Source organism: Streptomyces sp. NPDC036764, assembly GCF_055609385.1.
Genome location: NZ_JBVJPT010000001.1, coordinates 2427347 through 2442318, shown reverse-complemented (window position 1 = coordinate 2442318; position 14972 = coordinate 2427347). Strand labels below are relative to the sequence as shown.

General features: G+C 71.5%; 11 protein-coding genes. 6 read left to right on the top strand and 5 right to left on the bottom strand.

From position 1 onward, the window contains the following. The first annotated feature begins 30 nt into the window (after positions 1-30). The 3 genes from ACZ69Q_RS10015 (at position 31) to ACZ69Q_RS10005 (ending at position 2972) form a co-directional block, all read left to right on the top strand. Positions 31-702 carry a response regulator gene (locus tag ACZ69Q_RS10015; protein ID WP_471039237.1) on the top strand — a complete coding sequence of 224 codons (672 nt, stop codon included), beginning with the start codon at positions 31-33 and terminating at the stop codon, positions 700-702. After that, positions 699-1817: a sensor histidine kinase gene (locus tag ACZ69Q_RS10010; protein WP_471039235.1), complete on the top strand. Its 1119-nt coding sequence runs from the start codon at positions 699-701 to the stop codon at positions 1815-1817. Before ACZ69Q_RS10015 ends, ACZ69Q_RS10010 begins: the two co-directional genes overlap by 4 nt. Before the next feature lie 93 nt (positions 1818-1910). After that, positions 1911-2972, top strand: a complete 1062-nt coding sequence (locus ACZ69Q_RS10005) for an AraC family transcriptional regulator (protein WP_471039232.1) — start codon at positions 1911-1913, stop codon at positions 2970-2972. A 104-nt stretch (positions 2973-3076) separates the two neighbouring features. On the opposite strand, the gene ACZ69Q_RS10000 is transcribed toward ACZ69Q_RS10005, so the two are convergent. Genes ACZ69Q_RS10000 through ACZ69Q_RS09990 form a run of 3 tightly spaced genes read right to left on the bottom strand, consistent with a single transcriptional unit; the run spans position 3077 to position 6722 of the window. Next, complete coding sequence (locus tag ACZ69Q_RS10000) at positions 3077-4507, bottom strand: aldehyde dehydrogenase family protein (protein WP_471039229.1); 1431 nt, start codon at positions 4505-4507, stop codon at positions 3077-3079. Next, a complete protein-coding gene (locus ACZ69Q_RS09995) occupies positions 4504-5379 on the bottom strand; it encodes an SDR family NAD(P)-dependent oxidoreductase (protein ID WP_471039227.1) in 876 nt (291 codons plus the stop codon). The genes ACZ69Q_RS10000 and ACZ69Q_RS09995 overlap by 4 nt, the downstream gene beginning before the upstream one ends. Beyond that, positions 5376-6722 (bottom strand): flavin-containing monooxygenase, encoded by a 1347-nt coding sequence (locus tag ACZ69Q_RS09990; protein ID WP_471039225.1) that lies wholly within the window; start codon positions 6720-6722, stop codon positions 5376-5378. The genes ACZ69Q_RS09995 and ACZ69Q_RS09990 overlap by 4 nt, the downstream gene beginning before the upstream one ends. A 448-nt stretch (positions 6723-7170) precedes the next feature. Here ACZ69Q_RS09990 and ACZ69Q_RS09985 point away from each other — a divergent pair, with 448 nt between their 5' ends. After that, the gene (locus ACZ69Q_RS09985; RefSeq protein ID WP_471039223.1) at positions 7171-7986 is read left to right on the top strand and encodes a WD40 repeat domain-containing protein; all 816 of its coding nucleotides are present in this window, start codon (positions 7171-7173) and stop codon (positions 7984-7986) included. Beyond that, complete coding sequence (locus ACZ69Q_RS09980; RefSeq protein ID WP_471039220.1) at positions 7987-9231, top strand: WD40 repeat domain-containing protein; 1245 nt, start codon at positions 7987-7989, stop codon at positions 9229-9231. Positions 9232-9295: 64 nt separating this feature from the next. On the opposite strand, the gene ACZ69Q_RS09975 is transcribed toward ACZ69Q_RS09980, so the two are convergent. Together ACZ69Q_RS09975 and ACZ69Q_RS09970 are read right to left on the bottom strand one after the other, a co-directional pair. Continuing rightward, positions 9296-10492, bottom strand: a complete 1197-nt coding sequence (locus tag ACZ69Q_RS09975; protein WP_471039216.1) for an MFS transporter — start codon at positions 10490-10492, stop codon at positions 9296-9298. 197 nt (positions 10493-10689) lie between these two features. Beyond that, positions 10690-13911, bottom strand: a complete 3222-nt coding sequence (locus ACZ69Q_RS09970) for a bifunctional cytochrome P450/NADPH--P450 reductase (RefSeq protein ID WP_471039214.1) — start codon at positions 13909-13911, stop codon at positions 10690-10692. 226 nt (positions 13912-14137) lie between these two features. On the opposite strand from ACZ69Q_RS09970, the gene ACZ69Q_RS09965 reads away from it, so the two are divergent. Then, positions 14138-14725 (top strand): TetR/AcrR family transcriptional regulator, encoded by a 588-nt coding sequence (locus ACZ69Q_RS09965; protein WP_471039211.1) that lies wholly within the window; start codon positions 14138-14140, stop codon positions 14723-14725. Positions 14726-14972 lie beyond the last annotated feature (247 nt).

Here is a 14972-nt window from a genome sequence, read left to right as displayed (position 1 = left end):
CGGCCTGGGCGAAGGTGAGGCGGAGCGCGCGTGATCCGGGTAGTGGTGGTGGACGACGAGGCACTGGTCCGCTCGGGCTTCCAACTCATTCTGGGCGCCTCGCAGGACATCGAGGTCGTCGCGACCGCGAGCGGGGGCGACGCCGTGGAGACCGTCCGCCGGGAGCGGCCCGACGTGGTTCTGCTGGACATCCGGATGCCCGACGTCGACGGGCTCACCGTCCTGCGCGAGCTGCGGAGCATGCCCGACGCTCCGGTGGTGGCGATGCTGACCACTTTCGACGCCGACGAGTACATCGTGACCGCGTTGCACTCCGGCGCGGCCGGTTTCCTGCTCAAGGATACCGAACCGGAGCAGCTCGCCCATCTGGTGCGCACCCTGGCCGCCGGTGGCGTGGTGCTCTCCCCCAAGGCGTCCCGGACCCTGCTGCACAGCCACCCCGGCACCGGAAAGGCCGTCGATGAGGAGGCGGCCCGCGTCCGCCTGCTCACCGCCCGCGAGCGCGACGTCCTCGTCCTGGTGGCCGAGGGGCTGTCGAACGCCGACATCGGGGCACGCATCCACCTGGGTGCCGGCACGGTGAAGGACCATGTCAGCGCGATCCTCACGAAGCTCAGGGTGACGAGCCGGGTGCAGGCCGCGCTGCTGGCGCAGCGGGCCGGGCTGCTGGACGAGCGCCCGCAGCCGGAGGCCGGACGATGAGCCGCGCAGGCGAGCTGTGGCGGCGTGTTCCCGCGCCGGTCATCGACATCGTCCTGGTGGCCGTGGCGGCCGTGGACGTGTGGCTGAACCTGTGGGACGACACGCGGCTCGGTGTCGCGCTGGCCGCGATCGGCTGCGCAGCGTTGGCCTTCCGGCGCCGGTTCCCGCTCGGTGTCTTCCTGCTCACCCTGCCCATCGCGCTGACGCAGGATGTCGCCGTCGCTCCGCTCGTGGCGCTGTTCACCCTGGCCGAACGCTCGCGCAACCGCCGTCTCCTCGCGGTGTGCGTCGCCCTGTCCGCCACAGCGAGCAGCATTCCGTGGCCCCTGGCCGGCCTCACCGAGGTCACCAGGACCATGACGCTGATCGTCTTCGTGTACAGCCTGGCGACCGCTGTCGCCCCGGTCCTCCTCGGCCAACTGGTGCAGGCAAGGCGGGACTTGGCGCGGCGGCTGGCCGAGATCGAGGAGGCCAGGGAGCACGAGCGGGCACTGCACGCCCAGGCCGTGCTGGCACGCGAACGCGCCCAACTGGCCCGCGAAATGCACGACGTCGTCTCCCACCAGGTCAGCCTGATCGCCGTACGGGCCGGAGCACTGCAGGTCGCCACCACGGACACGGACGCCAAAGAGGCCGCCCGCACCATCCGTTCGCTGAGCGTCACCACACTCGACGAACTGCGCACCATGGTCACGCTGCTGCGCGCCTCCGGCGGCCGCGCAACGGAGCTGACTCCTCAGCCCACCCTGGCCGACCTGCGCAAACTGGTGGAGTCAAGCGGCACTCACGCGGCGCTGAAGGGTGAGCTTCCGCCCGCCGTGGGCACACCCGCCCAGCGGGCCATCTACCGCACGGTCCAGGAGGCGTTGACCAACGTCCGAAAGCACGCCCCGGGAGCCACGGCCTGCGTCGAGCTGTGGCAGGACGGCGACGACGTCGGAGTGACCGTCACCAACACACCGCCCACCCGCCCCTCCCTCTCCCTCCCCGGTTCACAGCAGGGTCTGGTCGGCCTGCGGGAACGGGCCGACCTCCTCCACGGCGCCCTGGAGTCGGGCCCTTCCACGGAGGGCGGCTACCGGGTGCGGCTACGGATTCCCCTCAGCACGGACTGAGACCGAGCAGAGTCAGGACGCCTCCTGGGCCGCCTCGGGCGAGAACCCTTCTACTGTGTGCGCAGCGAGCACAGCCCGGCCACAAGGAACGCCATGTCCGAGAGCCCCGCCCCGGCCCAGTCGCCGGGCACCAGCCGCAGCACCTCGGCGACCATCCCGCCGAACATTCTGCGCTGTCTCACGCCGGTCACCGACGGGTACGGAGTCGACCTCCGGCCCGAGCTGAGACAGGTCGGGCTGGACGAGGCGATGATGCGCTCGGCGGAGCTGCGGGTCTCCTACCGCCAGGGCAGTGCCGTCATCCGGCGTGCGCTGGAGCTCACCGGTGACGCTCACCTGGGCCTGCGGGTGGGTGCCGCGCAGCACCTGACCTCCTGGGGTCTGCTGGGGTTCGCCCAGATGGCCGCGGATACGCTGCGGGAGGCCATCGAGACGGGCGTGCGCTTCCAGAACCTGTCCGGGGCGATGGTGGTCTGGTCGGCCGGGCCTGAGGAGGCCGGCTACGCACTGCGGGCCGAACTGCCCGATCCCGCCCTCGATCCGGCGGTCGCGGTCTTCCTGGCGGAGGAGGCTTTCGCCAGCGTCGTCGCCCTCACACGGCTGAGTTCCGGGGAGGAGTTCGCGCCGCAGAGCGTCGAGTTCGCCTTTCCCGCCCCACGTGACAGCGGGCCGTTCACCGAGCTGTTCCGGTGCCCGGTACGGTTCCGCGCCGCGGGAAACCGCTTGGTGTTCCCCACGGCGTGGGCCGGGCGGCCGATGCCGGGCCGCGACCGGGTCACCTACACCGCCGTCGTGGAGCTGCTGGCGGAGCAGGTGGCGTCGAGACGCGACCAGCAGGATCTGCTGGAGGTACTGGAGATCTCGATCGCGCAGAGCCTGCCCGACGTGCCGTCCTTCGTCGAGCAGGTCCGACGGCACGCTTCCAGTGAGCGCACGCTGCGCCGCCGCCTGGCCGAGTGCGGCACAACGTACGAGGCGGTCGTCGACGGGGTGCGCCGCGAGCGGGTCGAGCAGCTATTGCGCCGCCCCGGGCTGACCCTGAGGGACGTCGCCCGGCAGGCGGGCTTCTCCGACGTGCGAGCGCTGCGGCGTGCGGTGCACCGCTGGCACGGGGTGAGCCCGGCCCGGCTGCGCGAGGAGACCGCGGAGCAGTGACCGGACTGCCCACGCAGCAGCGGGCCACCTGGCCCCCCTGTCACCCTGTCACCTGGTCACCTGGTCACCTGGTCACCCGGTCACCCGGTCACCTGGTCACCCGGTCAACGCGTGCGGATCCAGATGGTCTTCTCCCTGGTCCACTGCGCGAAGGCGTCGGTGGACTTCTCCGCGCCACCGAACCCCGACTGCTTCCACCCGCCGAAGGGGGTGGTGATGTCGCCTTCGCTGTACGCGTTGACGGAGACCACCCCGGCTTCGATGCCCCGCGCGAGCCGGAGCGCGGCGTCGAGGTCGCGGGTCCAGACCGAGGCGGCGAGCCCGTATTCGGTGGCGTTCGCCGTCCGCACCGCTTCGTCCTCCGAGGTGAAGGTCTGGACGGTGACCACAGGGCCGAACAGTTCCTTGGTGAGCACGTCGCTGCCCGCCGAAGCCCGGCTGATCACGGTGGGCGGATAGTAGGCACCGCGCGGCGGCAGACCGTGCGGCAGACCGCCAGTGTGGATGTGGGCTCCGGCAGATCGGGCCGCGTCCACCGCCGCCGCGACCCGGTCGAAGGCGGCACGGCTGATGAGCGGCCCCACCTGGGTGCGTGCGTCGGCGGGGTCGCCGATGGTGAGGCTCTTCGCGGCCCGGGTGAACCGGTCCAGCACCTCCTCGGCGATGCTGTGGTGGACCAGGACGCGGGAGCCGGCGGTGCAGTTCTGCCCCATGGTCAGGAACGCGGCCTCGATCATGTTGTCGATCAGTTCGTCGCCGTATTCGAGGGCGTCCGGCATCAGGACCTGGGGGCTCTTGCCGCCCATCTCCAAGGAGACCCGCTTGAAGTTGGTCTGCGCCGCGTCGGCCAGGACGCGGCGTCCGGTGGCGGTGGATCCGGTGAACGACAGTGCGCGCACGAGGGGGTTGCGGGCGAGGGCCGTACCGGTGACGGTGCCGTGGCCGGGCAGCACGGTGAGCACGCCGTCCGGCAGGCCTGCCTCAACCGCCAGTGCAGCCAGATGCAGGGTGGAGCGCGGGGTGGCCTCGGCGGGCTTGAGCAGCAGGGAGTTGCCCGCGGCGAGCGCGGGCCCGACCTTCCAGGCGGCCATCGCCAGCGGGTAGTTCCAGGGCAGGATCGCGGCGGCCACCCCGACCGGTTCCCGGCTCACCAGCCCCACGCTGTCGTGCCCGGTAGGGGCGACGCGGCCGAAGACCTTGTCGGCCGCCTCCGCGAACCAGCGCATCGACTCGATCGCCCCGGGCACGTCGCCGGTACGGCACTCCGTGATCGGCTTACCCGCGTCCTCGCAGTCCAGCCTGGCCAGGATTTCGGCGTCGCGCTCCATGAGGCCGGCCAGGCGCAGCAGCACAGCGGCCCGCTCCCGCGGGGGCCGGCCGGCCCAGACGCCGCTCTCGAAGACCTTGTGCGCCCGTTCGGCGGCCAGTGCGACGTCCTGCTCGCTCGCCGCCGCCACGGTCGTGATCAGCTCACCCGTCGCGGGATTGACGACATCGAGCGTCTCCTCGGAGCCGGTGATGTGCGTCCCGCTCATGCTTCCTCCACCAGTTCCCACCGGCCGCCGACCTGGCGGGCCAGTCCCCTGCGGCGCAGGTCCTCCAGATAGCGGGCCATGCCTCGCTCACCGCGCTTGCGGAACAGCGGGAAGAGCCGGGGCAGCAGGTTCGGCGCCAGCATCGCGAACCGCACCAGCCGGGACTCGCCCGGTCTGACGTAGGCCTCCAGGCGAGGCTTGTCCAGCAGGCTCACAGCCGCCCTGACGACATCGGACGGCTGCTGCGGCGCGTCCTGGAACTGCATGGAGTTCCCGCCCTCGACGGCCTCCTGACGGAGCATCCGCGTGTCGGTCGCCGACGGCAGCACCGAACCGGCCTCGATGCCCTTGCCCCGCAGATCCAGCCCGATGGCGAGCATCGCGCCCCGCAGCCCGAACTTCGAGGCGGTGTAGAGGGGGGTCTCGCCCAGCGGGAAGATCCCGCCGAGGGACACGGTCGTGATGACCCGGGGGTCGCCGGAGGCCCGCAGCAGCGGGATGGCGAGCCGTGTCGTGACCAGCGGGGAGATCAGGTTGAGCTCGATCTCCCGCTCGATGCTCTCGACGCTGCGCACGTCGAACCGTTCGGAGCTGGTCATGCCCACGTTGTTCACCAGGACGTCGATACGGCCGTGGGTGGCCGCGACGCCGTCGAGCATCTGCTCCACTCCGGCGCGGTCCAGCAGGTCGCAGCCCAGCCCGGCGTGCCCGCTCGCCGGCAGCTCGGCGGCGGTCCGCTTGGCCCGCACCTCGTCGACGTCGACCACGACGAGACGGGCACCGCCCGCGGCGAAGCGGTGGCACAGGGCGCTGCCGATGCCTCCGGCACCGCCGGTCACCAGGATGACCTTGTCACGGAAGTCGTACGTCATGGCGCCACCGCTTCCTGTCGCGCGGACGTCGCCCGGGGCGGCAGGCCCGCGGTGCGCCAGCCCATCCCTTCGGCGACCTTGCCGAGGTACTTCACGAAGGCGTCGCTGTGGACGTAGCCGGTGTGACGTGGCGAGTCGACGAACTTCAGTCCGCCGGACAGGTCCGGCCGGTCGCCGCGGATCATGCGCGCGAACCGCTCGGCGGTCGGCAGCCCGGCCTTCGCGTCCCGGATGAAGGAGGCGATCAACTGGGCCTGGCTGTCGAAGAGCTGGTAGGCACCGGAGTTGGTCTCCACGAAGCCGACACCGAACAGGCCCTCGTGTTCCCGGGAGAACGAGGACAGGTAGAGGTCGGGGTGCTGCTCGTCGCCGAAGTACTTCTGCACGACGGGGACTTTGTGGACGTATCCCGTGGCCAGCAGGATCAGGTCGAATTCGTCGCTGGTGCCGTCGGTGAAGTGCACCGTCCTGCCCTCGGTGCGGGCGATGCCGGGCCTGGCCGTGATGTCGCCGTGCTGGAGGTGGTGGATCAGCAGCGAGTTGAGGGCGGGGTGGGTCTCGAACAGCTTATGGTCGGGCTTTTGCAGACCGAGCCTGCGCGGGTCGCCGTTGAGGAGCCGCAGCAACCCGCCGAACAGCTTCTGCTGCGCCCACATCGGCAGGTGGGGTCCGCCCGCCGCGATGGTGTCCACGGGCCGGCCGAAAAGATGCTTCGGTATGAACCAGTAACCACGGCGCATGCTGATCGCGGCATGGTCGGCGGACCGCGCGGCGTCGCAGGCGATGTCCAGCCCGGAGTTGCCCGCACCCACCACCAGCACCCGCTTGCCCAGCAGTTCACCGCTGCTTCGGTAGGTGACCGTGTGGCGGACCTCGCCGGTGAAGTCGCCGGGCAGGTCGGGGACGTTGGGGTGCCATTGCGCGCCCGTGCACACGACGACCTGTCGGTGTGTGCCGGACCGACCGTCGGCCCGGGTGACCGTCCAGGTGCCGTCCGGGTTCTTGTCCACGCTGCGGACCTCGGTGCCGAACTCGATCCGGTCCCGGAGCCCGTAAGCCTCGGCGAACGACGTCAGGTAGGACAGGATCTGCCGGTGCGGCGGGTAGTCGGCGAAGTGGTCCGGCATCGGGTAGCCGCCGAAGCCGGAGAGGGTCTTGCTGGAGATGAAGTGGGCCGACTCGTACATCGGGGTGCCCGGGTTGTCGATGTCCCACAGCCCGCCCGGTCCCGTGTGGCGCTCGATGTGCGTGTACGGCAGGTCGCGCTCGGCCAGCGCCCTCGCGACCGCCAGTCCCGCGGGTCCCGCGCCGATCACACAGGTGTCGTACTGGTTCTCACTCACCAGTCCGCCTCCTTTCTCGGGTGTCTCAGGTGTTGCCGGGAACCTATGCACCGGGCGGCCGACGGGAACTGACCCCTGCGGCCACAGAGGGGACCGCAGCGGCCAAGGGGAGGCCGCTACTGCCCGAGTACGCGGCCCCTCGGTGCCGGTCACCGAGGGGCCGCGGGTGCCGTGCGGCGGGTATCGCGGACGGCTTCTACCCGTTGCCGTCCCGGCACTGGTCGGACGGGTTGCAGGGTCGCGTCCACGGGTTGGCGGCGATGGCGGGCGTGTTCAGGTAGGCCCGCGCACTGCTCACGGCTCTGTCCGTCGTCCTGGCCACCGCACTGGTGGTGGGCCTGGCCGCCTGGAGCCAGCACGTCGACAACGACGGCAGGCCACGGCCACCGCCGCTCGCCGCATCGCCTCCGTCGCCCACGCCCCGCGCACCACCGACCCGCGCACCGCGATGCTGCTCGGCGTCGCCGCCTGGCGCGTCTCCCGGCTGCCCGAGTCCCGCCGCGCCCTGCTGGGCTCGCTCACCCAGCCCGAACAGGACGCCTTCACCGACCCGGCCTCCGGCACCGCGCCCCGGCGCTTCCTCGCCGACTCCGGCCGTACCCTGCTCACCGTCGCCTCCGGCCGTTGGGTGACCTGGGACGTGGCCAGCCACAAGAGGACCGGGGCGGGCAGGTTCCCGCAGGGCGACGTCATCGCGGCAGCCCCGGACGGCCGCGTCCTCGCCGTCTCCCAGCGCGGCGGCGTACGGCTGTGGGACACGAGGGCGGGCCGGTGGACAGGGGGTTCGAACCCCATGCCGCCATGGACGACGGTGGACATCGCCAACGGCGCCGCGGTGGTCCGGGACACGGGCGACGACCGGGTGCGGGTGCGTTCCGTCAGCGACGGCAACGTCCTCTTCGAGACCAGGTCACCCGGTGATGTGGCCGCTGCCCTGAGAGCTGACGGCCGGTCCGTCGCGGTCTGTCCCGCCCACGGCACACCACGGGTCTGGGACGTCGCCGGCCGCCGCAGGCTGCCCGGCGCATGGGAGGACACCTCCGGCCTGTGCGCCCCGGCCGACGGGCTCACGGGCGTGTCGTACGCCGCCACGACGCTGACTCTGAGCGCCTCCGGCGACCGCCTGCTGTCCGTGTCGTCCGCGGCCGTCCGCGTCTGGAACACCCGCACCGGCCGCCAGGTGGCCGACCTGGATGATCCCGGCGTGCAGCACACGGCCCTGAGCGCCGACGGCGCCTTTCTTGCGACAGCGGACGACAGCTAGGTGCGGGTCTGGCGGCTGTCGGCCCCCGACGCCCCGGTGTTCCGGCGCGACCTGAACAACCAGCAGCCGTACGGCGGCCTGGACTGGGACCCCTCGCGCCCGGTCCTGCGCTACCTGGAAGGCAGTACGGTCCACTCTCTCGACCTGGGCACAGCGGTCACTTCCGCCTGGCAGGACCGTCCCTACGACAAACTCCTGCTCAGCCCTGACGGTCGCACCCTCGCCACCGCCCGACGCTCCGGTTCCCGTTACACCTTTCAGCTCCGCTCCACCCGCGACGGCCGTGTCCCGAGCATCCTGCCCGCGCCGCCGCTCCCGGTCTCACGCGACCCCCGTCAGCCGGTCGTGCCGACGGACACCCTGCCGCTGATGGCGTTCGACGCCGACGGCACGACGTTCGCCTACGGCGTCTCGGCACCGTGCGGTCAAGCGTCACCGCAGCATCTGGAGCTCTGGGACGTACGACACGACCGCGCACGTGTCGGGCTGGACCTGGCGACCGCCGGCACCGGCCCCGTGGTGACCTTGGCGCTCGGCCCGTCCGGCCGTACCGCCTACGCAGGTCGGGTCGGGCCCTCCGGCGATCTGGACACCGAGGTCTGGGACACCGCACGCGCCCGCCGCACCCGGGTGCTCACCACCGTGACCGGCCTGAGCGGCCTGCCACTCGCCGTCAGCCCTGACGGACACCTCCTGGTCGCGGACAACCGCAGGGCCGCCCTGCCCTCGGATCCGATGACCGGCCGGGACCTCGTCCTCGGCGACGAGGTCGGCGCACTCGCCTTCAGCGCCGACGGCTCGCGGCTGGCCGCAGGCGGCGGAGCGGGCAGAGTCGCCTTGTGGGACGGGCGACTGCGACAGCGCGCGGGCATCCTGCGCAACGTCTTCCGCGCCTCGCTCGGCCCCACCCCGGAATCGGTCAGCGCGCCGGCGTTCAGCCCCGACGGCCGCACTCTGGCCGTCGGCGGCACCGCGGGCACGCTCCAACTGTGGGACACGCAGACCCAGCAGCCCCTCGGCGACCCACTGACCACACCCGGCGACGCGGTCGCCTCCCTGTCCTTCAGCCCGGACGGCACGACCGTGTACGCGGCCGGCGCACACGTCCCGCTCCAGCGCTACGTCATCGATCCGGGGCGGGCCGTCGCCGAGGTCTGCACCCGCGCGGGACGCCCTGTACCGACCGGGGCACAGTGGCGGACGTACGTCGGCGACGTGCCATATCAGAAGGTCTGCGGACAGTGATGCGGCGTCTCGATCGCGGGTTCGGCCACGCCCTTCGCCGCGTCGGACGACCCGGCTGAAGTGCTCACCCGGCCTCGGCGGAGGAGGAGGGCGCGAGCCCTTTCTCGGGTGATGCCTGCGTGCCGGCCACCGTCATCCGGAGAAGGGGCAGCGAGGCGACGATGGTGCCGAGCGCCAGGACGATGCCGAGCACGTCGGCCCCGGCGGCGTCGAGGACGGCTCCGACGGCCAGGGGTCCGATGCCGGTACCCAGGGCGCCCGCGCCGCTGAGCGAGGCGACCAGGCGTCCGGTCGGGTCGATGAGCGCCGCGGCGGCGAGCATCTGCACCAGGACGGCCAGTTGGCAGGCCTGCCAGAGGACGGCCGCGACGATGAAGAGGACGGGGTCGTGGGTGAGGACCAGGGCCGCCATCGCGAGGGCCTGTGCCGTGACGAAGACGGCCATCGACCGCATGCGCCCGAAGCGCCGCGCCGCCACCGGCCCCACCACGGCGCCGACGAGCGCCACGACACTGGAGATGGCGAGGACGGCCGACACGGCCGAGTGCGACATCCCCGTGTGCTGACGGCCCAGGACCGAGGCGTACGACCACGCGCCCTGGGTGACGGTCCACAGGAGCGCGGTCCCGAGGAGCAGAACCACGGACGGTTTGGTCGCGGTCGCCTCTCCCCCACCGGCGGACCCGGGCTCCGCGGTGGCGGGACCGTCCGGGAGCCGACGCACCAGCGGCCAGGCGGCGAGGCAGCACAATGCCATGAGCAGGAAGCCGGTGCCCTCCCCGAGGTCGTGGTTGGCCGCGGGTACGCCCATGATCAGCAGCGCCGTCACGCCGACCGTGCCGGAGATGGTGACGGCGGACGCCTTGTCGGCGTCGTCGGTGGCGGCGAGCGCCGCAGTGGCCGCCGCGTAGACCGCGCCGAGCCCCGCGCCGAGGACCAGGTTGGCCAGGACCAGGGTCACCGGGTCGACGGCCGCCGCCGCTGCCAGGAAGCCGGCACCGGAGAGGGCGAGTCCGAGGCGGGTCATCCGCACCCGCCCCGGCCGTGCTGCCCGCTTGGCCAGCAACAGCGTCACCACCGCCGTCGCCATCAGCTGAGTAGCGGCCACAAGCCCGGCGCCTGAGTCCGACAACCCGAAGCGTGACGCGAAGTCGTCGACGAACACGGGCATCACGTTCGCCCCGCCGTTGCCGAGGGTGACTCCGGCGATGAGCGCCACAGCCATACCGAAGGTCAGGGCGGAGGAGCCTCGCGCGTTCACCGGCTGCTCCTCTGCGAGCAGTTGGGGACTGCAACCGTTCCTCGGCGGAGTGCCGAGTGTGCAACAAGCATGAGAGCCTCACGAGTCAGAGGGCACGAGCCGCGTTTTCGGGACACTGGCCACGGACGCGTCGGACGTCCGTGGCCCGTCGATCGGGATATCGACGCGGTGGACGTCTGCCACCGCACCGTGGGCGGTCAGCCGGCCCAGACGTCTTCCACGTAGTGGCCGGACTCGGTGAGGGCGGCCAGCCAGGCGGTGGCCTCCTCATCGCCGGCACCCGTGTTCTTGCGGTAGATCGCCATGAACGCCTCCCGCACCGCCGGGGCCATACGTCGGCCGTCTCCGCAGATGTAGACGCGTCCGCCGGCCTCCAGTACGGCCCAGACCTCGTCGCTCTCCCTCGCGATGCGGTCCTGGACGAAGCGGGCACCGTCCTCGGGCGCGCAGGAGAAGGTGGGTCGCATGCTGACGGCTCCGGCTGCCTCGGCCGTCTCGAATTCCGCGCGGTGGAGGTAGTCGACGTCGGGGTGGTCGCAGCCGAAGTAGCACAGAAGCGTCCCGGTCGACCGGGTGTGGTGGCGGTCGAGGACCGCGCCGCGGAAGGGCGCCAGACCGGTGCCCGCGCTGACCAGGATCACCGGCACCGACTCGTCCTGCGGCAGACGGAAGTCCTCGCTGCAGGGCAGCACCCTGGCCTGGACGGTGTCGCCGGCCTTCACTGTCTGGAGGTAGTGCGAGGCGATGCCGTGGAACATGCCCTCGCCGGCGCGGTGGGGCGCGGCGAGCAGCGACACCATCAGGTCCACCTCGCCGGGTGCCGCTTCGGCGGACGAGGAGATCGAGTAGTGGCGCGGGCGCAGGACGGGCAGCAGTTCCAGGAAGCGTTCGAAGGGCAGCTCGCAGGCGCGGTAGCGCTCCAGCAGGTCCAGGACACTGCGTCCGGCGGCGGTCACCTGCTCGCGGAAGGCCTCCGGGTCCGTCTCCGCGAGTTCGGTCAGGGGCCGCTTCTCGGGCGGGCAGGCGGTGTGCTCGGCGAGCACGGCGACCTGCTCCTGGGTGGCGGCATCCTGCAGTTCCACGAAGTCGGTGAGCAGGCGGCGCAGGGTCAGCGGCCGGTCGACGGGCAGGGCGCCCCGGCTGCGGCGACGGGCGCGCAGTCGCACGGTGCGCTCCAGGTCGAGGCCGAAGCGGTCGGCCACCCGCCGTACGAGGGCGTCCGGGTTGCTCGGGAGCACGGCCAGGTGGTCGCCGGTGCGGTAGGTGACGCCCTCTGGCAGCCGCAGCCTCAGGAATCGCTTGGAGCGGCCCAACCCGTTGTCCATGTCGACCAGTTCGTACGCGTCGAGCACCTCCATCGGCTGTACGCCGTGTCGTGCCGCGAGGCCGCCGATGACCGAGTCGGTCGCGTCCTGAAGCTCGTACAGTCCCGCCTCCTGGTCGGCGCCCGGCTCGGTCTCCTGCGCTGCCGCGGCGGCTCCGTACCGCTCCAGCAGGGCGGTCCACAGGTCGCCGGTCCACCGGTCCACCGTGCCGGCGAAGTCGCCGGCGGCGTCGGCGGCGCCGCGCTCCAGCAGTGAGGTGGCGCCCGCGGCGGTGAGCCGCTCGTCGACGAGGGTGGGGACGCGCTGGTAGGTGGCGGCCCAGTTGCGGTCGCCGACGCCGAGTACGGCGTACTGGAGGCCGTCGAGCGCGCCGGGCTCCAGGCCCTCCAGCCATGCGACGAATTCCGTGGCGTCGTCGGTGGGCCTGCCGTTGTAGGAGGCGGCCACGATCACCACCGGTCCGTCACCCGCGGAGAGCTTGCCCACGGCGTCGTTGAGGGGAGCGACGGACGGGGCGAAGCCGCGCTCGTCGCCGTCCGCCGCCAGGTCGCGGGCGATGCCCGCGCAGGTGCCCAGGTTGGAGCCGTGCAGGAGGGTCAGCGCGGTTCCGGTGGCGCGTCGGACGCCGGGCCGGTCCTGGCCGGCGGGAGCGCTGCTCGCGGCGACGGCCGCGGCGGTGGGCAGACGGCGCTCCCCGCCGGTGCGCCGGGCCAGGTTCAGCGTGAACTCGTCGGGCTTCAGGGTGAGCGACTGCTTGATCTTCAACTGGTAATTGGTGTGGTCGATCAGGCGGTAGCGGTGGATCAGCAGCGCGAGGACCAGCGTCGCCTCGTGCAGCGCGAACTGGCGGCCGATGCAGGCGCGTTCGCCGCTGCCGAACGGCTTGAACAGGTGGACCGGCCGCTCCTCCTCCCGCTCGGGCAGGAACCGGTCGGGGTCGAACAGCTCGACGTTCTCGCCCCAGGCGGGGTCCCGGTGCAACTGCGGGATGAGCACCTGGATCGACGCGCCCTTGCGCACCGCGTACTTCCCGCCGATGACGGTGTCCTCCAGTGGCTCCACGGCGTAGGCGGGGGCCGTCGGCCACAGCCGCAGGCCTTCGTTGAGCACCTGGCGGATGTACGTCAGCTTGCCGATGTCCCCGTAGTCCGGCTCGGGGGCGTCCGAGTCGCCCCACAGCGCGTCGACCTCGGCCTGGGCTCGGGCGAGGACCTCGGGGTGCTTGGTCAGGTAGTAGAGGGCGAAGGACAGGGCCCCGCTGGTGGTCTCGTGCCCGGCGATGAGGAACGTGATCGCCTGGTAGCGGATGTTGACGTCGTCCAGGGGCTCGCCCGTCACCGTGTCGGAGGTGTGCAGCATGCGCCCGAGCAGGTCGTCGGTGCTCGGGTCCCCGGAGGCCCGGCGCTCTCGGATCACGTCGTCGACGAGGTCCTTCATCAGGGTCACGTCGGTGCGGAACTGCTCGGCCTGCTTCCACTTGAACAGGTCGGCACCCGGGATGGACTCCCCCTTGGCCTGGGCGAAGCCGAGCGCCCGCGACAGGGCGGTGACGAAGGGGTGCGGCTCCTCGCGGCCGAAGGATTCGAAGTCGTAGCCGAATCCGCACAGGCCGATCGTGTCGAACGTCAGCCGCGTCATGTCGCCGGCCACGTCCACGGGCTCCGTCCCGGCCGCCCGGTCCCACTTCCCGATCAGTTCCCGGGCCACCTTGAGCATCGTCGCGTGGTAGCCGCGCATCGCGCCGAGCGAGAAGGCCGGCATCAGGATGTCGTGCGCCTTGCGCCAGTTGGGCTCGTCGTTGAACGCGGTGAAGAGCCCGTCGCCGCCGATCTCGCGAAGGATCACGAGGTCGGGGTGCACGTTCTTGCGGAACCGGCTCTCGTCCGCCAGCTCGGTGACCAGGTCGAGGCCGGAGGCGAAGTTGATCTCGGTGCCGAAGACGCGGAGCTTGAACAGCGGTCCCAGCTCCTTGGCCTCCTTCATCACGTAGAGCAGGCCGTCTGCGCCACCGGGGATGTCGAAGGCGTGGCCGACCAGGGGCAGGGCCGGACGCTGAGGGATCGGCTCGGTTCCGCGCAGGGTCTCGTGGGTCATGAGCTTGCCTTTCGTTCGGCGCAGGCTGTCGCTGGCCAGAACCATACAGACGACATTGTCACTCGACAATGTCGATCGATCGTGTTGACCGACACAGTCAATTGACGGAACTATCGAGACCTTGAGACGTCCGGCCGCTCCAGGAGATGTCCGGCCGGTCCGGGCTCGTGAATCCAGACCTTGTCGGACGACCTGTTCGGCAGACTGAGTCGCATAGGATGCCGTCATGGCTCATGTATCCGCGGCGGAGCGCCGCCCTCAACTGATCAAGGCGGCCATCGACCTCATGGCCAGGGAGGGCGTCGCCGCCGGCAGCACCCGCGCCATCGCCGCCGAGCTCGGCGTGGCCCAGGCGACCGTGCACTACACCTTCGGCACGAAGGAAGATCTGTACCGGGCCGTCATGGAGCAGCTCACCCAGGACCTGGTCAGCCAGGTGGAGCGCGCGGCACCCACTGACGCGGGCTTCGAGGACACGATCGGCACTCTCGCCGAGGCCCTGTGGCAAACGGTGCTCGAACAGCCGGCGTCCTACCAACTCCTCACGGAACTGTCCATGTTCGCCCTGCGCACGCCCCATCTCCAGGAGGCTCTGCAAGGCCACCACCGCGACATCTCGGCCGTGACGACCAAGCTGATCAGCGAGGCCGCCGAACGCACCGGCCACCAACTCGCCCAACCCGCCGAGACGATCGCGAGGTTCTTCCTCGCGGGCTTCGACGGGCTGACGATGCAGCACCTCTCACTGCCGGACGAGGAAGCCGAAAGGGTCTGCCTGCGAGCCCTGATCTCCGCCGTCCTGGCCATGGCTTGAGGGTGCCGGGGAGGCCCGGGTGCGGCAGCCGACTCGGCGGCAGTAGTCGGCCAGCAGGTCGCCGGTGTGGGAGTCGACCGGACGTTGCTCAAGCGTGACGGGGAGAACGCCGTCGTATCCACGCCGGCCGCCTGAGCCGCCCGACAGCGCCCAACCCGGACAGCAGCGTTGCCATCAAGGCGGTCACCGCGGCGAGCACGGCCGTTCGCGTCCAGCGACGCCACCACGGGACCCTGCATGCCGTACG